The organism is Nonomuraea sp. NPDC050783 (assembly GCF_040802095.1).
In the GTDB taxonomy this organism is placed as follows: domain Bacteria; phylum Actinomycetota; class Actinomycetes; order Streptosporangiales; family Streptosporangiaceae; genus Nonomuraea.
The window spans coordinates 33,345-52,495 of record NZ_JBFAHK010000036.1 but is presented as its reverse complement, the minus strand read 5'-3'; the positions used below and the strand labels follow the sequence as shown (position 1 = coordinate 52,495).

Here is a 19,151-nt window from a genome sequence, read left to right as displayed (position 1 = left end):
GGAGGCCGGGCCCGGCGGGCGGGCCCGCCGGACCCGGTCCCGGCTCACGGGACGACGGGCAGCAGGCCGCGCGGAAGCCCGTCGGCGGCGCGCGCCAGGGCCGCGCGTTCGGCGGGGACGGGCCCGTACGTGGTCGTGCGCTGGCGGGCGGGACGGCCCGCGCGCGCGGCCAGCGCCTCCAGCGCGGAAACGGTCCGGTACGAACCGTTGCCGGAGCCCGCCATGCGGCTGATGGTCTCTTCCATGAGCGTGCCGCCGAGATCGTTGACGCCGCCCTGGAGCACCTGGACGCAGGTGTCGTCGTCCAGCTTCACCCAGGAGCACTGGATGTTGGAGAAGGCCCCGTGCAGCAGGAGCCGGGAGACCGCGTGCAGGGCGAGGTTGTCCCGCCGCGTCGGTCCGCTGCGCGCGAGGCCGGCCAGGTAGATCGGCGCGTTGTGGTGGACGAAGGGCAGCAGGACGAACTCGGTGAACCCGCCGGTGCGTTCCTGGATCGACCGGATGGTCCTCAGGTGGGCGACCCAGTGGGCGGGCGTGTCCACGTGGCCGTACATCATGGTGGCGGTGGTCGGGATGCCCAGCTCGTGCGCCGTGGTGATCACTTCGATCCAGGTCGCCGCGGGCAGCTTGCCCTTGGTCAGGACCCAGCGCACCTCGTCGTCGAGGATCTCCGCGGCCGTCCCGGGCAGGGAGTCCACGCCCGCCGCCCGGGCCTCCGACAGCCAGTCGCGGATGGAGAGGTCCGTCCTGGAGGCCCCGTTGACCACCTCCATGGGGCTGAAGGCGTGCAGGTGGATCCCCGGCGCCCGGCGTTTCACCTCCCGCGCCAGGTCGAAGTAGGCGGTGCCGGGCAGCTCCGGGTGGATGCCGCCCTGCATGCAGATCTCGGTGGCGCCCGCCGCCCAGGCCTCGTCCACGCGCTCTCCCACCTGCCGCAGCGACAGGGTGTAGGCGTCGGCGTCGCCGCGCCGCTGGGCGAAGGCGCAGAACCGGCAGCCCGTGTAGCAGACGTTGGTGAAGTTGATGTTGCGCGTGACGACGTAGGTGATGTCGTCACCGGCGCTCTGGCGGCGCACGTCGTCGGCCAGCCGGGTCAGCGCCCGCAACTCGTCGCCGTCGGCATGCAGCAGGGCCAGGGCGTGCCCGTCGGACAGGGCGGCGGGATCGCGCTCGGCGCTGCGCAGCGCCGCGGCCACGTCCGCGTCGATCCTTCGCGGCGCGCGGATCCGCGCCCCGACCTGTTCCCAGTTCCCGTACACCTCCTCGGCGTCGCCACGGCCCCCGCTCGCCCGGCCGGCCGTGTCGATCGCGACGTGCAAATCCGTACGGCCGTGATCGGCCCAGCCGCCGTCCGGCTCCTGCCACGGCCGGCCGGTCGGCACGGCGGTCTCCAGGGCCAGGCCGTCGGGTCCGGCGAGCGCGGCCACGTGCGCCCTCAGCCGGGGATCCAGCCAGGGCTCGCCCTTCAGCACGTACTCGGGGTAGAGGGTGAGCCGTTCCCGCAGCGCGAACCCCGACTCCGCCGTACGGGCCGCGAGCTCGTCGATCCGCGGCCAGGGCCGTTCCGGGTTGACGTGATCAGGGGTGAGCGGCGAGACGCCGCCCCAGTCGTCGATGCCCGCCCGGAGCATGAGCGCGTGGGCGTCGCCCACGAGGTTCGGGGGAGCCTGGAGCCGCATCCCGGGGCCGAGCACGAGGCGGCTGACCGCGATGGTGGCGGCCAGCTCCTCCAGATCGGCGTCCGGCGTGCCGCCCATCCTGGTATGCGCCTTGGCCCGGAAGTTCTGCACGATGACCTCCTGGATGCCGCCGTACTCCCGCGCGACCCGCCGGATCGCGAAGATGGACTCGGCCCGGTCCTCGACCGTCTCCCCGATCCCGATGAGGATGCCGGTGGTGAACGGGACGGCGCTGCGCCCGGCGTCCTCCAGGACGCGCAGCCGGACGGCGGGGTCCTTGTCCGGCGAGCCGAAGTGGGCCCCTCCCCTCTCCTCGAACAGCCGCCGCGACGTGGTCTCCAGCATCATGCCCATCGACGGCGCGACGGGCTTGAGCCGTTGCAGGTCCCGCCAGGTCAGCACGCCCGGGTTGAGGTGCGGCAGCAGCCCGGTCTCCTCCAGCACCCGGATCGCCATGGCGCGCACGTACGACAGCGTGTCGTCGTAGCCGTGCGCGTCCAGCCACTCGCGGGCCTGCCGCCACCGGTCCTCGGGCCGGTCGCCCAACGTGAACAGGGCCTCCTTGCATCCCGCGGCGGCGCCCCGCCGGGCGATGTCCAGAACGTCGTCCGGCTCCAGGTACGGCGCCTCCACCCGCCCGGGAACCGTCGCGAACGTGCAGTAGCCGCACCGGTCCCGGCACAGCCGCGTCAACGGGACGAACACCTTCCGGCTGTACGTGATCACCCCGGGCCGGCCGGCGGCGCGCAGCCCGGCGTCACGCACCCGTGCCGCATGCTCCATCAGGGCGCCGAGCTCGTCGCCGCGGGCCCCGAGCAGGATCCGCGCCTCGGCCGGGTCGAGGGACTTGCCGTCGCGGGCGCGGGCCAGCGCCCGCCGGATCGCGTTCGGCGGGACGGGACGGTCGTCGGTCATGGAAGCTCCACCTTCACCGCGGGGATGTCTGGGGGGATGTCTGGGGGGATGTCTGGGACGAGGACGGCGTGCCCGCCGGCGCCGGCCACCGCCGGCCGCGCAGGAACGCCGTGGTGTGGGGGCCGAGGAGGTGGCGCGCGCCCATCAGGTCGGCCACGGTGTCCATGTCGCGGCGCAGGCCGGGCAGGCGCTCGTCGCCGAAGGGCTGAGCGCCGGACCGGCGGTGGGCCGCGTACGATCGCCTGCCGAACCGGGGGCGCACCGAAGCGCCGGCCGGCACGGTGAGCATGACCGTGCCCTCCTCCTCAAGATCGGGGACGACACCGGGCCGGCCTCCCGGGGCCAGGAGCAGGGCCAGATCGACCTCGGCGGCGGACAGGGCGGGCAGGTCCGCGGGCACGACGGCGATCCCGGCCCCAGGAGCGCGCCGGCGCGCCACGCCGATGGCGTAGCGGAGCGCGGAGTTCAGGTCGCCCGCCGGTTCGCCGCGCAGGACGGTGACATGACCGAGGGCGGCGTACCCGGTGATCCGCTCGCGGACCAGCGGATCCGGGCACACGAGCAACGTCTGCCGGACGCGGGAGGAGGCGCCGAGCGCGGCGAGCGTGTCCAGCGCCATCGCCACGGCTAGGCCGGCGCGTACGCCCTCCGGCGCGGCCATGCGGGTCTTGGCCTGGCGGGGCGGCTTGAGAGCCGTGATCGCCACCCACCCGGCGGCGGCCGCCGCGCCGGCGGGGGAGATGCTCACGACAGGCCGTACCTGTCGCGGAGGCGGGGCAAGATCTCCCGCCCGTACAGGTCGATGAAGGCGGCCTGGTCCGGCCCGGGCGCGTGGAAGACCAGGTGGTTGAAGCCCAGGTCGACGTAGGACGCGATGCGCTCGACGTGCTCGTCGGGGTCGGTGGAGACGATGAACCTCCTGGCGGTCCGCTCCACCGACAGCTCGTCGGCCAGCCGCTGCATCTCCATCGGGTCCTCGACCCCGGCCTTCTGCTCCGGGTCCAGGCCCAGCGCTCCCCAGAACCGGGTGGCGCTCAGCGCCCGGTCCCGATCGGGGTCGAAGGAGACCTTCACCTCGATCATCATGTCGAGGTCACCGGTCGAGCGCCCGGCCGAGCGGGCTCCGGACTCGATCGCCGGCATGAGGGTGCCGGTGTAGAGCGCGGGGTCCTTGCCCGAGGTGGTGATCCAGCCGTCGCCCGCGCGCCCGGCGAAGCGGGTGGCCGCGGGCCCGGAGGAGGCCAGGTAGATGGGCACGTCCTTGTCGGGGCGGTCGTAGACGGTGGCGTTGAGCGTCCGGTAGTACCGCCCCTCGAAGGTGACCCGTTCCCCGCTCCACAGGGCGCGGATCAGGTCCACGGCCTCCCGCAACCGGGCGAATCGCTCCTTGCCCTCGGGCCACTCGACGCCCAAGGGCGCCTCGTTCATGGCCTCGCCGCTGCCCAGCCCCAGGATGACCCGTCCCGGATACAAGCAGCCGAGCGTCGCGAACGCCTGGGCCACGACGGCGGGGTGGTAGCGGAACGTCGGTGTGAGCACCGAGGTCCCGATGGCGACGCGCTCGGTCGAGGCGCCCAGCGCGCCCAGCCAGACGAGCGCGGAGGGGGCGTGCCCGCCGTCGTGCCGCCAGGGCTGGAAATGGTCCGAGACGAAGACGGAATCGAAACCGCTGCGTTCGGCCAGCACCGCGTACTCAAGCAGGTCCTGGGGCGAGAACTGCTCGCTGGAAGCCTTGTAACCGAGCTTCAAGGAATTCATGTCAGATGTCCTCCGAATGGTGTCAATCTGAAGACCTCGCCGAGGGCGCGAAGGAATCGACACGACCCGTGCCGGTCAAACCTCCGCCCCGGGCAGGGTGAGCGGGAAGCCGAACGTGGGGGCGAGGCGCGGGTAGTCGAAGGCGGTGATCCGCGCGATCCCGGTCGGGGTGATGTCGAGGACCGCGACGCCGAAGGCACGGTAATGGCGCCCCGCCCGGTGGTAGCCGACCACGGCGGGCTGCCCGTTCGCCCGCGTGGGCAGCATCTTCCAGTGCCCGGGAAAGCCCAGCACGTGGTCGGTGAGGAACGGCATGCAGGTCTTGAGCCCGTCGAACCACGTCTGGTACGCCAGCGCCTCCAGGGCCACGTCCTCGCGCAGGATCTGCTGGAGGGCGTCCGGGTCCGCGTTCTCGAAGGCCGCGATGTACTTGTCGAGCAGCATGCGGATCTGGGGCTCGGTGGGCTCCTCGACGCTGTCGGCCGCCGGGGCCACCTCCTCGAGTTTCGCCCTGGCCCTTTGGAGCATGCTCTTGACGGCGGGCACGCTGGTTTCCAGGATCTGCGCGACCTCGGCCGCGGGGAAGGCGAGAACGTCCCGCAGCACGAGCACCGCCCTCTGCCTGGCCGGCAGATGTTGCAGGCCGGCGATGAGAGCCAGGCGCAGGCTCTCGCGCGCGACGAGGATGCTCGCGGGGTCGTCGCCGTCCGGGCGCAGGAGGGCGTCCGGTATGGGCTGCAACGGCTTGACGCGCGACGAAGCGGGCGCGGGAAGGCGGTCCACGTCGTCGTGCGGGCTCATGAGGCCGGAGGGGAGGAAGCGGCGGCCGGCGTGCTCCAGCGCCGACAGGCACACGTTGGTGGCTATCTTGTACAACCAGCGGCGGACCGACGACCGGCCCTCGAAGCGGTCGAAGGCCCGCCAGGCGCGCAGATAGGTCTCCTGGACGAGGTCCTCCGCCTCGTCGACCGACCCGAGCATGCGATAGCAGTGCGCCAGCAGCTCGCCGCGGAAGGGCTCGGTGCTGCGGACGAAGTCGCCGTTCATGACCTGCTGTTCACTCATCCCGCTCGTGCTCCCATCATCGGCACGGCTCCTGTCTCCGGGCTGGAGACCCGACGCGCCCCGCCTCACGAGATAGGACCGGCCGCGAGGACGAAAGGAATCGCCACGGCCCGTCCGCCGATCCCACCGCCCGGCGCGTGTTATCGATGGAAACAATTTACTGTTGACATCGATAAGAACACTGATAACGTTCCTCCGTTGCCAACGGAAACACCTCTGTGAGGGAGCGTCAGCATGCCCGATCGCCTGCGGATCATCGCGGTGGAAGAGACCGTCGTCGTACCCGCCGTCCACGAGGCGTACCAGCGAGCCGGATCGCCACAGATCCCCGCCCGCGGCTTCGGCGACAGCCCGATCGCCAAGAACCTGCGCGAGACCGGCGAGCGGCGCCTGGCCCATATGGACGACCAGGGCATCGACGTCGCCGTCCTGTCCCTGTCCTCGCCCGGCGTGCAGGACCTGCCCGAGGCCGAGGCGGTCACGGTGGCCCGCGCGGCCAACGACCAGCTCGCGGAGATCGTCGCCTCGCGTCCCGACCGTTTCCAGGCGTTCGCCGCCATCCCCACCCAGTCGCCGGCCGCGGCCGCGGCCGAGCTGGAGCGGGCGGTGGGCGAGCTGGGCTTCCCCGGCGCCATGCTGTACGGCCGCACCGGCGGCAAACTGGCCGACCACCCCGACAACGACGAGCTGTACGCCACCGCCGAGCGGCTCGGGGTGCCGCTGCACTTCCACCCCCAGATGCCGGTCCAACCGGTGATCGACGCCTACTACTCCGGCATCGGCTCGATCGGCACGCCGCTGGCCGGGGCGGCGATCGGCTGGTACTACGACCTGGGCGTCCAGTACCTGCGGATGATCTTCTCGGGCGTCTTCGACCGGTTCCCCGACCTGCAGGTGATCGCCGGACACTGGGGCGAGGTCGTCCTGTTCTACCTCGACCACACCGGATTCTTCGCCCAGGCGGGCAGCCTTCGACGGCCGCTCGCCGACTACTTCAGGCAGAACTTCTGGGTCGCCGGCAGCGGCACCAACAGCCCTCGCTACCTGCGCTGGACCGCCGAGGTCATGGGCACCGACCGGATGTTGTACTCCACCGACTACCCCTTCACCTACGGTTTCCGGCCCGGCGGTTTCCCCTACGTCGACACCAGCAACGGCGCCGCCCGTTCCTTCCTGGAGGACGCGCCCTTCACCGCCGAGCAGAAGGCCGCCATCGCCCACCGCAACTGGGAACGCCTCACCGCCCGCGCGACCCGGCGCCCGGCGGCCTGAAGGCGCGGCATCCCTTGACGCCCGCGGAGTGTCCCGGACCTCTGTGGGCGCGGGCAGCGTCACCCCGTGCGTGGCACCCGGCGGTTCACTCGGTTTCGGCGCGGACGCGCGCCAGGGGCCGGCTCGGCCCCGGGGTGTCGCGTCGGGGTGTCGCGTCGGGGCCGTCGCAGCCCGACGGCGACGCCTGTCGCGACGAGCAGGGCGCCGGCGATGTCGGCCGGGTCTGCCTGGCCGAGGCCGAGCGTGACGGTGGTGAGCAGTGCTCCCACCGGTACGAGGCCGGCGAAGAGGCCCGCGCGGTCGGCGCCGAGGCGGCGCAGGGCGTCGTACCAGAGGAAGAAGGCGGCCGCGGTGACCACCGCGCCGAGGTAGCCGAAGGCGGCTGCCTCGCTGAGCGTGGGCAGCCGCAGGGAGGCCGTCCCGTTCACGGCGAGTTCCGCGGCCAGCAACATGGGCACCGACAGCGCGGCCGGGTAGGCGGCGACCCGCAGCGGGCCGAGCCGGGGCAGCAGGGGGACGGCGAGCAGGGAGAAGGCCACCTCGCCGGCGAGGGCGCCCAGGGACAGCAGCAGGCCCGCCAGGCTGCCGGATCCGAGGCCGGCGGCGACGGCCGTGCCGAGCGCGACCACGAGCGCGGTGCCGACGGTGCGGGGGGTCGGGCGCCGGCGTTCCAGCAGCGGCCCGACGAGGGCCAGGACGAGGGGGACGCCCCCGATCACGGTGCCGATCATGGCGGGACCGGCGTGCCGGGTGGCTTCGACGAGGAAGAGGTTGAACCCGGCCAGGCCGGTGGCGGCCAGCGCGAGGAGGAGCAGGACGTCGCGTGACGTCAAGGAGACGCGAGGCAGGTGCCGCCGGCGCACGACCGCGAGCAGGATCGCCGCGGCGAGCGCATAGCGCAGGGCCTGACCGGTGAAGACCGGGTAGCCGGCGATGGTGGCCGAGACCGCGGCCGAGGTGCCGACGAGCAGCATCGCCGCGGCCGCGCCCAGAGGGGCTGGGAGGACGCTCACGCGGCGCGCTCCGGCACCGCCGGGGCGGCGGGGGAGGGGGCCAGGACCTTGCGGGTGATGCGTTCGGCGATGGCGGCGACCAGCGTGCGGGGGCGGCGAGGGGTCAGATGCGCGGTCAGGGCGTTGCCGAGCCCGGGGGCGAGGTAGCCGCGGTCGCGCTCCAGGGCGCGCAGGGCGGCGCGGACGACGGGTTCGGGGGTGGTCATGGAGCCGGTGACGGCCGCCCGGCGGGTGCCGATGGTGTCGAAGAAGGCGGTTTCGACCGGCCCGGGGCACAGGGTGAGCACGCGGATTCCGCGCCGGCGGTACTCCTGGCGCAGGGCGAGCCCGAAGTTCAGCACGAAGGTCTTGGCCGCGCCGTAGACGGCGAAGTACGGGGAGGGCTGGAAGGCGGCGTTGGAGGCGACGTTGATCACCGAGCCGCGGCCGCGTTCCAGCATGGCGGGCAGCAGCTCGTGGGTGAGGTCGACGAGCGCGACGACGTTGACCATGAGCTGGTCGTGATCGCGGGCCGGGGAGATCTCCTCGAATCGGCCGCAGGTGCCGAAACCGGCGTTGTTGACCAGCAGGTCGACGCTCAGCTCGCGGGCGGCCAGCTGGCCGGCGACGCGGCGGGCGGCGTCCGGCTGGGCCAGGTCCTGGGTCAGCACGTGGGCGCGGACGCCGTGCTCGGCCGCCAGGCGCTCGGCCAGGGCGGTGAGCCGGTCGCCGGAGCGGGCCACCAGGATCACGTCGTGGCCGCGGGCGGCGAGCTGGGTGGCGAACTCCGCGCCGAGGCCGGACGAGGCTCCGGTGATGAGGGCGGTGCTGTTCATGGGTTCCTCCTTCAGGCGAGATCAACTGAGACTAGAAGGTATCAGTAAATGAAATACATGCAACATAGTTGATGCAGATGTAGTTGATACAGCACCAAGGACGTATCGCTCGTGGATCGGCGGCCGATCGGGAGGCGTGACGGGCGAGGCGGTGGCCCGCACGCGATCCGGCAGCGCTCTCGTCACCTCGCCCCGGACGGCTCGCCGGCGCCGCCGTCCGAGGGCACGGGCTTGGCGAGGAAGGCCGTCGCGCCGTCGGACGACGCCGTGCGGTAACCCTGGGAGTGGTAGAGGCGGATGTTGTGCCGGCTCCGGGCGCCGGTGGCCAGCACGATCCGGCGGCAGGAGGCGTCGGCCGCGGCTTCGGCCTCGCGCAGCAGCCAGCGCCCCACGCCCTGGCCGCGCAGGTCGGGGACGACGCCGAGGCGGCCCACGTGCCAGTCGTCGTCCACGCGGCGCGCGCGGACCATGCCCAGGAGCCGGCCGTCCCGCCACAGGCCCGTGGCCCGCCAGGTGGCCAGCCACGCGCGTACCTGCTCCAGTGACTCCTCCAGGGCGGGGATGGCCAGGGTGTCGTTGGCCAGCGCCTCCTCCAGCCAGCAGCAACGCTGGAGCACCAGGACCTCCGGGGCGTCGTCGGGGGTCAGCGCTCTCGCGTACGCCCCCGGCACCGGCGCGGCCCCGGAGCCTGCGCGGGCCCGCTCGCGCATCGGGCGCAGGGCGTGGGCGAGGCGGGCGAGCTCGTCCAGGACCCCGATGGCGGCCTGCTCGCGGGCGGCGTCCGGACGGATCCGCCCGTCCTCGACCGCGTCGGCGATGCGCAGGGCGACCGTGGCGCCCAGCGGCACCAGCCGCAGTGTGGTCACCACCTGCTTGGCGTGCTGGACCGACCGGGTGCCCGCCGAGGTGTTGCCGTAGCTGACGAACCCCATCGGCTTCCACGCCCATTCCCGGCCCAGATAGTCGAGGGCGTTCTTGAAGGCCGCCGGCATGCCGTAGTTGTACTCGGGGGTGACCGCGATGAAGCCGTCCGCCGCGTCCACCGTCGCGCTCCACCGCCTGGTGTGCTCGTGCCGGTGGAGGCCGGACGCCGGCTCCTCCTCCTCGTCCAGGAACGGCAGGGCGAGGTCGCCGAGGGCCACCGGCAGCAGCTCCACGCCCAGTTCCGCGGCCCGCGGGGCGATCGCGTCGATCAGCCACCGGCCCACGGCCGGGCCGAGAGCGCCGGGACGGGTGCTGCACGTGAGGACGAGGACCCGCAGGAGTTTCATTGACATGGAAACGAAAGTAGCTGGTAACTTGTTTACATGTCAAAGAAAGGCTCGGGGGAGACGGTGCGCTGGCTCGACGCGGACGAGGAACGCGCCTGGCGCGCCCTGCGCCGCATGATGATCGCGATCCAGTCGCGCACCGCGCACGACCTGGCCGCGGTCGGCCTGTCAGAGCCCGACTACGAGGTGCTCAGCACGCTTTCCGAGCGCCCGGGCGGCACCAGCACGCTGCGCGAGCAGGCCGCCAAGATGGGCTGGTCGCGCAGCCGCCTGTCACGGCACGCCACCCGCATGGAGGCCCGCGGTCTCGTACGGCGCGAGCCCGATCCGGACGACGGCCGGGGCTGTTACCTGGTCCTCACCGAGCACGGCAGGGAAATACTGGAGGAGGCCGCCCCGGCCCATCTGGAATCGGTCCGCCGCCACGTCATCGACCGGCTCTCGCCCGCGGACCTGTCGGCCCTGGAGAGCATCGCCCGCAAGCTGGAAGAACCCGCGTGAGCGTCACCGGGGAAATCGGGGGCCTCATGCTCACGTGAGCGGCAAGGCGCAGGACGCTCGATTCCAGCGCCTGCCGCCGCGGCTGACCCGTGGCCGGGCCGGCCCGCCCGTCGCCTTCCGGGCGGCGCGGGCCGGCCCGAGCGTTCGAGGTGTGCTCACCCGACCCCTCCGAGAGGGCTGGGGAACCGGGTCCTGAAGTCGAGGAGCCCCGCCCACGAGGGGCGGACGACGATTCGCGCCTGGCGTGTCCCGGGCTGCCTCATGGAGTCGACGAGCGCGGCCGCCGCCTCCTCGCCCAGATAGCGCTCGGCGCAGAGCACGTATTCGTCGGCCAGGCCGTCCACCTCGTGCACGACCGCACGGCCGCGGATCGAGAGCGCCAGCGGCGGGACGCCGTCCGTGCCGATGCTGATCGCCACGTCGGGGGACGCCCGCAGCGCCGCGAGGCGACGCGCGGGGTGGCGTACGCCTGCCTTCGGTCCGGCGACGAAGGTCGGCATCACCACGTCCGTTCCCGTCCAGTGGAACCACGTGGGGATGACCCTGGGCGTGCCGTCGGTCCAGACCACGCCGAGCCGCGCGTACAGAGCCGCGTTCAGCAGCTCCCGCGCCTGGGCGGTCTCCAGCAGCCGCAGATCGCCTTGAGGAAGATCGGTCCTCACTGTCACTCCTCGCTCGCTCGCCGCCGGGGCGAGGGGCGCCATTCAAGCCGCGAAGTCGCGTCACCGGCAAGGCGATCGCCGGATTCCTGCCACAAGTGGCGCGATTCCCTCTCTTGAGCCGATGAGTGCGGTCTCACCGATCCCTCGCGGGCACAGCGGCGGTCTTCATACCGGGAGCGCCGGATCGGCGGGCATGACCCGCCCGATCCACGAACGCTCTCCCCAGCCAGGCGGTGATCACCGCCGGTGACACCCCTACGCCTCAAGAGATGAGGATCCACCCCACATGAAGATCAGCCTGTACCTGCCCACGGGACTCATGCACGAGCTCGGCGGCCAGACCGACGCCGTGGCGGCCTTCGAGACGCTGGCCGAGCTGGCGCGGGCGGCCGAGGAGACCGGCTACGCGTCGGTCTGGGCACCGGACCACTTCGTCACGCTCCCGCCGGCTCCCAGCTTCGTGTTCGAGAACTGGACGACGCTGACCGCGCTGGCCCGCGACACCAGCCGCGTACGCCTCGGCCAACTGGTCACCGGGAACAGCTACCGCCATCCCGCCCTGCAGGCCAAGATGGCCTCGACCCTCGACGTGATCTCCCGCGGCCGCTTCACCTTCGGCATCGGCGCCGGTTGGTACGAGGACGAGTACCGCTCCTACGGCTACGAGTACCCGGACGGGCCGGACAGGCTGCGCCGCCTGCGCGAGGCCGTGCAGATCATCCAGTCCATGTGGACCGAGACGAGGACCACTTTCGAGGGCACCTACTACCAGGTACGAGACGCCATCAACGAGCCCAAGGGCGTGCAGTCCCCCCGCGTGCCGATGATGATCGCCGGCGCCGGCGAGAAGGTCACGCTGAAACTGGTGGCCCAGTACGGCGACGCCTGCAACATCATGGCCTCCCCGGACGAGCTCAAGCGCAAGTACGGCGTCCTGCGCGACCACTGCGATGCGGTGGGCCGGGACTTCGGCCAGATCGTGCGCACGGCGTCGTCGTACTGCATCATGGCCGACACCGACGAGCGGGCGCGTGCCGCCGTGCCCCCGTGGGCGCCCGCCGTCTTCCCCGGCGACCTCGGCTCCTACGGCCTGGTCGGCACCCCGGACACGATCCGCGAGCGCCTGGCCGCCTACGAGGACGCCGGTGTCCAGGAGCTCATCGTCAGCTTCCACGAGGCGCTGGACCCCAATGTCGTCCGCCGCTTCGCCTCGGAGTTCCTGTATCCGGCGGCGGGGGGTGGTCACGCGTTCATGCGGTGACATCGCCGGGGGCGTGATGTCGAATTCCGGCGTCCACGGGAGTCTTTACCCCGACGCCGCCGCACCGGCGGGCGACGGGAGAAAGGATTCCGGCATGGAGTACGCACTGCTGATCTACGGCGACGAGAAGGTCTGGGCCGCGCAGACCGAGGACGAGCTGCGCGAGCTGGCCGCGCGGCACGAACGCTTCGTCCGCATGCTGGACGAGCGTGGGGCCATGCGCGGCGGCAGGGAGCTGGCGCCGGTGAGCGCGGCGACCACGCTGAGGCGCCGGGGCGAGGACGTGAGCGTCACCGACGGCCCGTTCGCCGAGACCGCCGAGGTGCTGGGCGGCTTCTACCTGATCGAGGCGGCCGACCTGGACGAGGCGATGGAGCTGGCGGCCCGGATGCCCGAGGGCGTGGTCGAGATCCGGCCGGTCGTGCCGGTGCGGGAGAGTGCGGGCTGAACGCTCACGACGCGGTCGAGCAGGCCTACCGGGAGCACTGGTCGGGCCTGCTCGCGATGTTGCTGGCCCGGCTGCGCCGCTTCGACGTGGCCGAGGACGGCCTGCAGGACGCCTTCGTCGAAGCCGCGCGGACCTGGCCCGAGCGGGGCGTGCCCGGCCGCCCGCAGGCGTGGCTGGCCAGGACCGCCTACCGGCGGGCGCTGGACCGGCTGCGCCGCGAGGAGGGCGACCGGCGGCGGCTGCCGCTGCTGGTGACCGGACCGGCGCCCGCGGTGGAGGGCGCCGCCCCGGACACCATCGCCGACGAGCGGCTGCGGCTGCTGTTCGCCTGCTGTCACCCGGCGCTGTCGGCCGACGCGCGGGCGGCGTTGATGTTGCGGTTCGGGGCGGGGCTGAGCACGGCGGAGATCGCCCGCCTGTTCCTGGTGCCCGAGCCGACGATGTACGCCAGGCTGACCCGGGCCAAGGCCAAGATCGCGCAGTCCGGCATCCCGCTGCGTCGGCCGGACCCCGGCGACCTGCCCGGGCGGCTCGACGTCATGCTGAAGGCCGTCTACCTGCTGTTCGCCGAGGGCTACCGGCCCGGCGCGGGCCCCGGCCACCAGCGGCCCCGGCTGGCCGAGGAGGCGATCCGGCTCGGCTACCTGCTCGGCGAGCTGCTGCCGGGGCAGGAGGACGTCCTCGCCCTGCTGGCGCTGATGATCCTGCAGCACGCCAGGCGCGGGGCCCGCTCGGACGGCGAGGGCCGCCTGGTCATGCTGCCCGACCAGGACCGCTCCCGGTGGCGGCTCGACGAGATCGGCCGTGGCCTGGACCTGCTGAGCAGGCTGGGCACGGCGGCGTCCGGCGAGTACCACCTCCAGGCGCTGATCGCCGCCGAGCACAGCACGACGGGCGCCACCGACTGGCCGCGCGTCGCCCGGCTGTACGCCGAGCTGGAACGCCGTACCGGCTCACCGGTCGTGCGGCTCAACCGGGCGGTCGCGGTGGCCGAGGCGGGGTCGCCGGAGGCGGCGCTGAGCCTCATCGAGGGCCTGGAGCGGGTCATGCCGGCCAACCACCTGGTTCCCGCGGTGCGGGCCGAGCTGTTGTGGAGGCTGGACCGGCGCGAGGAGGCGGTGGCCGCGTTCGACGCCGCCCTGGGGCTGGTCCGTACCGATGCCGAACGCGCCCATCTGGGGCGGCGGCGGGCCACCTGCCTGAACACCGCGGGGTGACCCGGCGGACGGCGGCGGCGCCTTCATCGCGCGGTGCGGGGCCCGGGCGCGGGCACCCGGGTGAACTGCCAGACGTTGACGCGCCCGCGCAGGCCGGGCACGAGGCTGCGCCAGGCCGGGTCGAAGGGCAGCTCGGCGTCGGCGAGCAGCCGCGGCCCCGTCCAGCTCGGGTGCCTCGCCAGGGACGGGTCCAGGACGGCGGCGGCGGTGGTGCGGACCCGATGGGCGCTGGAATGGGCGAGGATCAGCCGGAGGGCGTCCAGGCCGTCCTCGCCGCCGCCGTCGTGGAGATGGCGCTGGTCGGCCGGCACCTGGGGCAGCAGCGCGGCCGGGCGTTGCGGCGGGTTGACCGCCAGGAGGTGGGCGCTCATCGGGGCGAGCAGGCGCCAGTCGGCCTCCCACAGCGTCAGCCGCTCCCGTGCCCCGGGCCCGAGGAGGGCGACGACGTTGCGGGCGGTGTCGGCGAGCGCGGCCGCGTCGTGGTCCTGGGCGATCACGTGCCGGGCCCCGGCGGCCAGGGCGGCCAGGGTGACCAGGCCCGCTCCGCAGCCCGCGTCCACGACGACATGGTCGCGGCTGTCGCGCATGGTCGAGGCGAGGAGGGCGGAGAAGGCCGACGGCCGGTGCACGCCCGGGCCGGCTTCCAGCTTCCGGCCCACGGCGGCCCAGTAGCCGATGGACCCGCCGTCCTTTCCGGGTGCCCGTCCCGCGGGTCCGGGGCACGGGGCGCCGTGGTCGGGAACGTCAAGGCACGTGCTCATGGAGACTCCCTCATCGTCTCCTGGCATTGGCACCTTTCCCGGGGGATCTCCGCCGGGGAGGTTGCCGGACCGTCGCGGGGCCAGGTCCCTCGGGTCCTCTGGATGATCGACGGGCGCAGATCCTGCCAGGTCACGCCGCACGCCGTCAAACGCCGCGCCACGCCCCGGCACGCCCCGCCGCGCTCCGGCAGGCCGGGGCGGCCATTCGGCCGGCGCGGCCCGGCGCGGGCCGAACGAAGTTCAGGCGCGATCGGCGCAGCGGCCTCCTTTCCGGCCGAACGTTCGCCGGGAAGCCCCGGCTGCCGGTCACCTGGCTAGGTTTCTGGGCGTTTCCGTCCCGCTCATCATGAAGGCGAGTCCCGCATGGCCCTGCCCACGAAACTGGTCGTCGTCATCCGTGCCGACCTGCCGCACGCGTGGGCGGTGAACGCCGCCGCCGTGCTGGGCCTGAGCCTGGGCGTACGGCTGCCCGGCCCGCCGCCGGAGGACGCCAAGGACGCCTCGGGCGGCCTGCACGCCGGGCTGGACCCGCATCCGGTGCCCGTGCTGAGCGGCACGCCAGGGGAGCTGCGCGAGCTGCACCGGACGGCCCGCGCCCGGGAGGACCTGGTCGCCGTGGGCTTCAACGAGGTGGCGCGGCGGGCCCGCGACTACGACGACTACCTCACCGCGCTCGCCGCCACCCCCGGCGAGGAGGTCGAGTACGTCGCGGTCGGGCTGCTCGGCCCGCGCAACCGGGTCACCGCGCTGACCAAGCACCTGCCGCTGCACGGCGCCCCGGCGCGGCGGCCGTCCGGATCCGGCGCGGGCGGCGCAAGGAGGGGGGACCTGTTCCCCGCGGGCGGCCACGATCGCCGGTTCGGCGGGCCCGCGACCGGCGACGAGCGGCGCCTCCTGCTGGACATGCTGCGGGCCCAGCGCGAGACCCTGCGGCTGAAGTGCGCGGGGGTGCCGGCGGAGCTGGCGCGCCGCTCGGTCGAGCCCTCGACGCTGTCGCTGCTGGGGCTGGTGCGGCACCTGGCCGACGTGGAGCGCCGCTGGTTCCGGCGCGTGCTGGCCGGCCAGAGCGCCCCGCCGGTCTTCTCCTCCGACGCCGACCCCGACGGGGACTTCGACGGGGCGGTGGACGACCCCGAGGTGATCGAGGCGGCCTGGCGGGCGTGGGAGGCCGAGGTGGCCTTCGCCGAGCGGTTCGTGGCGCGGGCGGCCGGCCTCGACGTCGAGGGGCACGACGCGTGGCGCGGCACCGTGTCGCTGCGCTGGGTGCTCCTGCACTTGATCGAGGAGTACGCCCGGCACAACGGGCACGCCGACCTGCTCCGCGAGCGGATCGACGGGGCGATCGGCCTGTGAGCCGGTCAGGCGGGTTCGCCGGCGGTTCGCGGGGTGCCGGCGTGCCGGAGCAGCAGCATCGCGTCGTGGTCGGGGGTGCCGGGCTCGGCCTGGTAGACCACGAGCCGGTGCCCGTCGCTGCGGGCCACCTCCAGCACCTCGTAGCTCAGCGTCATCCGGCCCACGGACGGGTGGTTGAAACGCTTGCGCCCGTTGGTGCGTGACCGGACGTCGTAGCGTTCCCATAGCCTGGCGAACTCCGCGCTCTTCACCACCAGCTCGCCGATCACCGCGGTCACGTCGGGCGCGTCGGGGTCGGCCCCCGCCACGGCGCGCAGGTGGGCCACGGTGGCGGCGGCCACCTCCTCCCAGTTGTCGTAGACCCGCCTGCCCTGGGGGTGGAGGAAGGTGTAGCGGGCGGTGTTCCTGGCCCGCGCCGGCCACTCCTCGATGCCCGGCAGCAGCGCCAGGCCCTGCTCGTTGGCCGCGAGCAGGTCGTTGGCCCGGCTGAGGACCTGGGCCGGATGCGGGCTGACGATGTCCAGGAGCCGGCGCACCTCGGCGCGCACCTCGGCGCGCGCGGGCCGGGCGGGCGCGGCGGGCGCGCGCCTGACCGGTGCTCCGGCGAGCCCGAACAGGTGGCGGCGCTCGTCGTCGTCCAGCCGCAGGACCCCGGCGACGGCCTCCAGCACCGGCCGGCTCGGGTTGCTCTGCTTGCCCTGCTCCAGCCTGGTGTAGTACTCGATGCTCACGCCCGCGAGCATCGCCACCTCCTCGCGCCGCAGCCCGCTGGTACGGCGCCGCCCGGTGGTGGCGGGCAACCCGGCTTCCCGGGGAGAGACCCGGGCCCGGCGCGACCGCAGGAACTCCCCCAAATCGCTCCTCGTGCTCACACCGACAAGTATGACCTCCGTCCCCGCCGCTCTGGGGTGCCCTGCCAGGGCACCCCTCGGCGGGGCCTGCCGCGGCGCGGCGCGACCGGCGAGCCTGGTGTCGAACGAACCTCCTGAGGAACACCGGAAGGAACGCGAGATGACGAAGGTCGCAGTGGTCGGGCTGGGGATCATGGGCCGCGGCATGGCCGCCAACCTGGCGGCGTCCGGGCACGACGTGGTGGTGTGGAACCGCACGCCGGGCCGCCTGCCCGAGCTGCCCGAGGCGGCCGGCCCGGCGCAGGCGGCCGCGGGAGCGGAGGTGGTCTTCGAGGTGACCGCCGACGACGCCTCCTCCCGCCAGGTGTGGCTCGGGGCCGACGGCATCCTGGCGGGGGCGCGTCCCGGCACCGTGCTCGTCTCCTCGGCGACCCTGTCGGTCGAGTGGGTGAGCGAGCTGGCCGCCCGGTGCGCCGAGCGCGGGCTGAGCTTCTACGACATGCCGGTCACCGGGGGAGCCGAGGGGGCCAGGACGGGCAACCTGGTCATGCTCGTCGGCGGCGACCCGGACCGGCCGGCCGTGCTCGACGGCGTGCTGCCGGCGATCTCCCGGCAGGTGTCGCACTTCGGCCCGGCCGGCGCCGGCACCCGGTTCAAGCTGGTGCTCAACGCCCTGCAGGCCGCGCACCTGGCGGCCTTCGGGGAGGCGATCAGCATGGCGGCGGCGGCGGGGCTCGACCTGGACCAGGTCGGCCGGGCGCTGGTCGAGCGGCCTGGCGGGGTCATCAGCCAGATGGCCTGGAGCAACCTCGTGACCCCGCCCGAGCCGATCAACTTCTCGGCCGGCTGGGCGGCCAAGGACCTGTCCTACGCCCGCCGGATGGACGCCGGGGCTCACCGCCCCGTCCTCGACGCCGTGCTGTCGCTGTTCTCGCGCGCGGTCGCCGAGGGACACGCCCAGGAGGACTGGAGCATCGTCAACCGGCTCGACTCGCCGCCGGCGCCGATCAGCGCCGCTCGGTCCTGACGGTGCGGAAACCCCGGCGGTGATAGTTGGGCAGGGCGCGGGGGTGGTCCAGCGACGAGGTGTGCAGCCAGACCCTGCTCACCGAGGGCGCCGACGCCCACGCCCGCCGGATGGCGAGCGTCAGGGCGACCCCTCCCAGGCCCTTGCCGACGAACTCGGGCAGCAGCCCGAAGGTCTCGATCTCCACCTCGCCACCGGGGTGGAGATCGTAGGAGGCCATGCCCGCCGGCTCGCCCTCGAAGGAGAGCAGCCAGAACGTGCGGTCCGGGGCCTCGGCGAACCAGGTCCGCCATTCCTCCTCGGTCCGGCTCGCGCTCTTCCAGCCGTAGGGGGCGCCGATCCTGGCCTGGACGTCCACCACCAGAGGCGAGTCCCGGGGCAGGGGCTCCAGGGAGAGGCCCGGCACGGGAGCGGCCGGGTTGAGCTGGTCAGGGGACGTCATCTCCACATATGTCACGATCTCCTGCATCGGGCAAGGGTACGCGAGCGCCCTCCGGCGCAGCAGAGCCGGTGAAGTAGGCGGCGCTCCGGGCGTCGGCCGGGTAGTAGGACTCGATCGCGATCTCGTCCAGCGTGATGTCCATCGGGGTGCCGAACGTGGTGGTGGTGGAGAACAGCCGCAGCTCGCGCCCGCCGAAGTTGAAGATCATCGAAGCGACGACCTCGGACGCGACCGGCGGGTCGGCCTCCTCGGCACCCGGCGCCAGGTACTCCTCGTAGAGCGCGGCCAGGCCGGCGTCGGGAGCGGTGGCGAGCCGGCGGGCGATCCGGACGCGCAGCAGCGCGCGTACCTCGGCCAGGTTGACGATGTGCGGGGCGAGCCCGCGCGGGTCCAGGCCGAGCCGCACCATGTTGACCGGCGGCCGGAGCAGGTCGGGGGAGACCCGGGCGAGGAAGGGGTCGAGGGCGCGGTTGGTCATCACGACGTTCCAGCGGCGGTCGATGACCAGCGCCGGGTACGGCTCGTGGGCGCGCAGCACCCGCTCCACCGCCTCGCGCACCGCCGGCAGCGCGTCCCCGTCGAGCGCCCGCTCGGTGTAGCGGGGGGCGAAGCCGGCGGCGAGCAGCATGCGGTTGCGCTCGCGCAGCGGCACCTCCAGCCGGCCGGCCAGCCGCAGGATCATCTCGGGGCTGGGCCTGGACTTCCCGGTCTCCACCAGGCTGACGTGCCGGGCCGAGACGTCGGCGGCGAGGGCGAGATCGAGCTGGCTGAGCCGCCTGCGGTGCCGCCACTGCCGCAGCAGTTCCCCGACCGTGTGCATGACCGTCGATGCTACTCACC

The 19,151-nt window shown here is 73.5% G+C and carries 19 protein-coding genes and 1 riboswitch; of the genes, 7 read left to right on the top strand and 12 right to left on the bottom strand.

Features of this window, described 5'->3' with window-relative positions; genetic code table 11:
• Positions 1-44: 44 nt before the first annotated feature.
• The 4 genes from AB0H75_RS46550 to AB0H75_RS46535 all read right to left on the bottom strand — a co-directional run bounded on the left by AB0H75_RS46550 (position 45) and on the right by AB0H75_RS46535 (position 5,417).
• Positions 45-2,594, bottom strand: coding sequence for a bifunctional FO biosynthesis protein CofGH (locus AB0H75_RS46550; RefSeq protein ID WP_367807797.1), 2,550 nt, complete (start codon positions 2,592-2,594; stop codon positions 45-47).
• A 13-nt stretch (positions 2,595-2,607) separates the two neighbouring features.
• A complete protein-coding gene (locus tag AB0H75_RS46545) occupies positions 2,608-3,342 on the bottom strand; it encodes a 2-phospho-L-lactate guanylyltransferase (RefSeq protein WP_367807795.1) in 735 nt (244 codons plus the stop codon).
• Complete coding sequence (gene fgd, locus AB0H75_RS46540) at positions 3,339-4,352, bottom strand: glucose-6-phosphate dehydrogenase (coenzyme-F420) (protein ID WP_367807793.1); 1,014 nt, start codon at positions 4,350-4,352, stop codon at positions 3,339-3,341. Before fgd ends, AB0H75_RS46545 begins: the two co-directional genes overlap by 4 nt.
• Positions 4,353-4,427: 75 nt before the next feature.
• A complete protein-coding gene (locus AB0H75_RS46535; protein WP_367807791.1) occupies positions 4,428-5,417 on the bottom strand; it encodes a sigma-70 family RNA polymerase sigma factor in 990 nt (329 codons plus the stop codon).
• A 234-nt stretch (positions 5,418-5,651) separates the two neighbouring features.
• Between AB0H75_RS46535 and AB0H75_RS46530 the strand changes: the two genes are divergently transcribed.
• Positions 5,652-6,689, top strand: a complete 1,038-nt coding sequence (locus AB0H75_RS46530; protein ID WP_367807789.1) for an amidohydrolase family protein — start codon at positions 5,652-5,654, stop codon at positions 6,687-6,689.
• A gap of 59 nt (positions 6,690-6,748) precedes the next feature.
• On the opposite strand, the gene AB0H75_RS46525 is transcribed toward AB0H75_RS46530, so the two are convergent.
• From AB0H75_RS46525 to AB0H75_RS46515, 3 genes are all read right to left on the bottom strand, one after another.
• Complete coding sequence (locus tag AB0H75_RS46525; protein WP_367807787.1) at positions 6,749-7,702, bottom strand: EamA family transporter; 954 nt, start codon at positions 7,700-7,702, stop codon at positions 6,749-6,751.
• The gene (locus tag AB0H75_RS46520; protein WP_367807785.1) at positions 7,699-8,517 is read right to left on the bottom strand and encodes an SDR family NAD(P)-dependent oxidoreductase; all 819 of its coding nucleotides are present in this window, start codon (positions 8,515-8,517) and stop codon (positions 7,699-7,701) included. The genes AB0H75_RS46525 and AB0H75_RS46520 overlap by 4 nt, the downstream gene beginning before the upstream one ends.
• 182 nt (positions 8,518-8,699) lie before the next feature.
• Positions 8,700-9,794, bottom strand: a complete 1,095-nt coding sequence (locus tag AB0H75_RS46515) for a GNAT family N-acetyltransferase (protein ID WP_367807783.1) — start codon at positions 9,792-9,794, stop codon at positions 8,700-8,702.
• 30 nt (positions 9,795-9,824) lie between these two features.
• Between AB0H75_RS46515 and AB0H75_RS46510 the strand changes: the two genes are divergently transcribed.
• A complete protein-coding gene (locus AB0H75_RS46510) occupies positions 9,825-10,289 on the top strand; it encodes a MarR family winged helix-turn-helix transcriptional regulator (RefSeq protein ID WP_367807781.1) in 465 nt (154 codons plus the stop codon).
• Between the two features lie 155 nt (positions 10,290-10,444).
• Here AB0H75_RS46510 and AB0H75_RS46505 read toward each other — a convergent pair whose 3' ends face one another.
• Positions 10,445-10,951, bottom strand: coding sequence for a pyridoxamine 5'-phosphate oxidase family protein (locus AB0H75_RS46505; RefSeq protein WP_367807779.1), 507 nt, complete (start codon positions 10,949-10,951; stop codon positions 10,445-10,447).
• Between the two features lie 286 nt (positions 10,952-11,237).
• On the opposite strand from AB0H75_RS46505, the gene AB0H75_RS46500 reads away from it, so the two are divergent.
• The 3 genes from AB0H75_RS46500 (at position 11,238) to AB0H75_RS46490 (ending at position 13,877) form a co-directional block, all read left to right on the top strand.
• Positions 11,238-12,212 (top strand): LLM class F420-dependent oxidoreductase, encoded by a 975-nt coding sequence (locus AB0H75_RS46500; RefSeq protein ID WP_367807777.1) that lies wholly within the window; start codon positions 11,238-11,240, stop codon positions 12,210-12,212.
• Between the two features lie 94 nt (positions 12,213-12,306).
• Entirely contained in the window at positions 12,307-12,660 is a 354-nt protein-coding gene (locus AB0H75_RS46495) for a YciI family protein (protein WP_367807775.1), read from the top strand.
• On the top strand, positions 12,657-13,877 hold the full coding sequence (locus AB0H75_RS46490) for an RNA polymerase sigma factor (RefSeq protein WP_367807842.1): 1,221 nt from the start codon (positions 12,657-12,659) through the stop codon (positions 13,875-13,877). The genes AB0H75_RS46495 and AB0H75_RS46490 overlap by 4 nt, the downstream gene beginning before the upstream one ends.
• 23 nt (positions 13,878-13,900) lie before the next feature.
• On the opposite strand, the gene AB0H75_RS46485 is transcribed toward AB0H75_RS46490, so the two are convergent.
• The gene (locus AB0H75_RS46485; RefSeq protein WP_367807773.1) at positions 13,901-14,638 is read right to left on the bottom strand and encodes a 50S ribosomal protein L11 methyltransferase; all 738 of its coding nucleotides are present in this window, start codon (positions 14,636-14,638) and stop codon (positions 13,901-13,903) included.
• 7 nt (positions 14,639-14,645) lie between these two features.
• Positions 14,646-14,747, bottom strand: a riboswitch (SAM riboswitch).
• A gap of 254 nt (positions 14,748-15,001) precedes the next feature.
• On the opposite strand from AB0H75_RS46485, the gene AB0H75_RS46480 reads away from it, so the two are divergent.
• On the top strand, positions 15,002-15,991 hold the full coding sequence (locus tag AB0H75_RS46480; protein ID WP_367807771.1) for a DUF664 domain-containing protein: 990 nt from the start codon (positions 15,002-15,004) through the stop codon (positions 15,989-15,991).
• Positions 15,992-15,996: 5 nt separating this feature from the next.
• On the opposite strand, the gene AB0H75_RS46475 is transcribed toward AB0H75_RS46480, so the two are convergent.
• Entirely contained in the window at positions 15,997-16,863 is an 867-nt protein-coding gene (locus tag AB0H75_RS46475; protein ID WP_367807769.1) for a helix-turn-helix transcriptional regulator, read from the bottom strand.
• A 139-nt stretch (positions 16,864-17,002) separates the two neighbouring features.
• Between AB0H75_RS46475 and AB0H75_RS46470 the strand changes: the two genes are divergently transcribed.
• The gene (locus tag AB0H75_RS46470; protein ID WP_367807767.1) at positions 17,003-17,869 is read left to right on the top strand and encodes an NAD(P)-dependent oxidoreductase; all 867 of its coding nucleotides are present in this window, start codon (positions 17,003-17,005) and stop codon (positions 17,867-17,869) included.
• Here the strand turns inward: AB0H75_RS46470 and AB0H75_RS46465 are convergent.
• The gene (locus AB0H75_RS46465) at positions 17,850-18,338 is read right to left on the bottom strand and encodes a GNAT family N-acetyltransferase (RefSeq protein ID WP_367807765.1); all 489 of its coding nucleotides are present in this window, start codon (positions 18,336-18,338) and stop codon (positions 17,850-17,852) included. The two genes, AB0H75_RS46470 and AB0H75_RS46465, sit on opposite strands and share 20 nt — an antisense overlap.
• On the bottom strand, positions 18,298-19,131 hold the full coding sequence (locus AB0H75_RS46460; RefSeq protein WP_367807763.1) for a helix-turn-helix domain-containing protein: 834 nt from the start codon (positions 19,129-19,131) through the stop codon (positions 18,298-18,300). Before AB0H75_RS46460 ends, AB0H75_RS46465 begins: the two co-directional genes overlap by 41 nt.
• Between the last annotated feature and the right edge of the window lie 20 nt (positions 19,132-19,151).

Bases quoted from the DNA above. Each gene is read 5' to 3' on its own strand.
- AB0H75_RS46550 (WP_367807797.1), bottom strand. From the start codon at position 2,594: ATGACCGACGACCGTCCCGTCCCGCCGAACGCGATCCGGCGGGCGCTG.
- fgd (WP_367807793.1), bottom strand. From the start codon at position 4,352: ATGAATTCCTTGAAGCTCGGTTACAAGGCTTCCAGCGAGCAGTTCTCG.
- AB0H75_RS46535 (WP_367807791.1), bottom strand. From the start codon at position 5,417: ATGAGTGAACAGCAGGTCATGAACGGCGACTTCGTCCGCAGCACCGAG.
- AB0H75_RS46530 (WP_367807789.1), top strand. From the start codon at position 5,652: ATGCCCGATCGCCTGCGGATCATCGCGGTGGAAGAGACCGTCGTCGTA.
- AB0H75_RS46520 (WP_367807785.1), bottom strand. From the start codon at position 8,517: ATGAACAGCACCGCCCTCATCACCGGAGCCTCGTCCGGCCTCGGCGCG.
- AB0H75_RS46515 (WP_367807783.1), bottom strand. From the start codon at position 9,794: ATGTCAATGAAACTCCTGCGGGTCCTCGTCCTCACGTGCAGCACCCGT.
- AB0H75_RS46510 (WP_367807781.1), top strand. From the start codon at position 9,825: ATGTCAAAGAAAGGCTCGGGGGAGACGGTGCGCTGGCTCGACGCGGAC.
- AB0H75_RS46500 (WP_367807777.1), top strand. From the start codon at position 11,238: ATGAAGATCAGCCTGTACCTGCCCACGGGACTCATGCACGAGCTCGGC.
- AB0H75_RS46495 (WP_367807775.1), top strand. From the start codon at position 12,307: ATGGAGTACGCACTGCTGATCTACGGCGACGAGAAGGTCTGGGCCGCG.
- AB0H75_RS46485 (WP_367807773.1), bottom strand. From the start codon at position 14,638: ATGAGCACGTGCCTTGACGTTCCCGACCACGGCGCCCCGTGCCCCGGA.
- AB0H75_RS46480 (WP_367807771.1), top strand. From the start codon at position 15,002: ATGGCCCTGCCCACGAAACTGGTCGTCGTCATCCGTGCCGACCTGCCG.
- AB0H75_RS46470 (WP_367807767.1), top strand. From the start codon at position 17,003: ATGACGAAGGTCGCAGTGGTCGGGCTGGGGATCATGGGCCGCGGCATG.
- AB0H75_RS46465 (WP_367807765.1), bottom strand. From the start codon at position 18,338: ATGCAGGAGATCGTGACATATGTGGAGATGACGTCCCCTGACCAGCTC.
- AB0H75_RS46460 (WP_367807763.1), bottom strand. From the start codon at position 19,131: ATGCACACGGTCGGGGAACTGCTGCGGCAGTGGCGGCACCGCAGGCGG.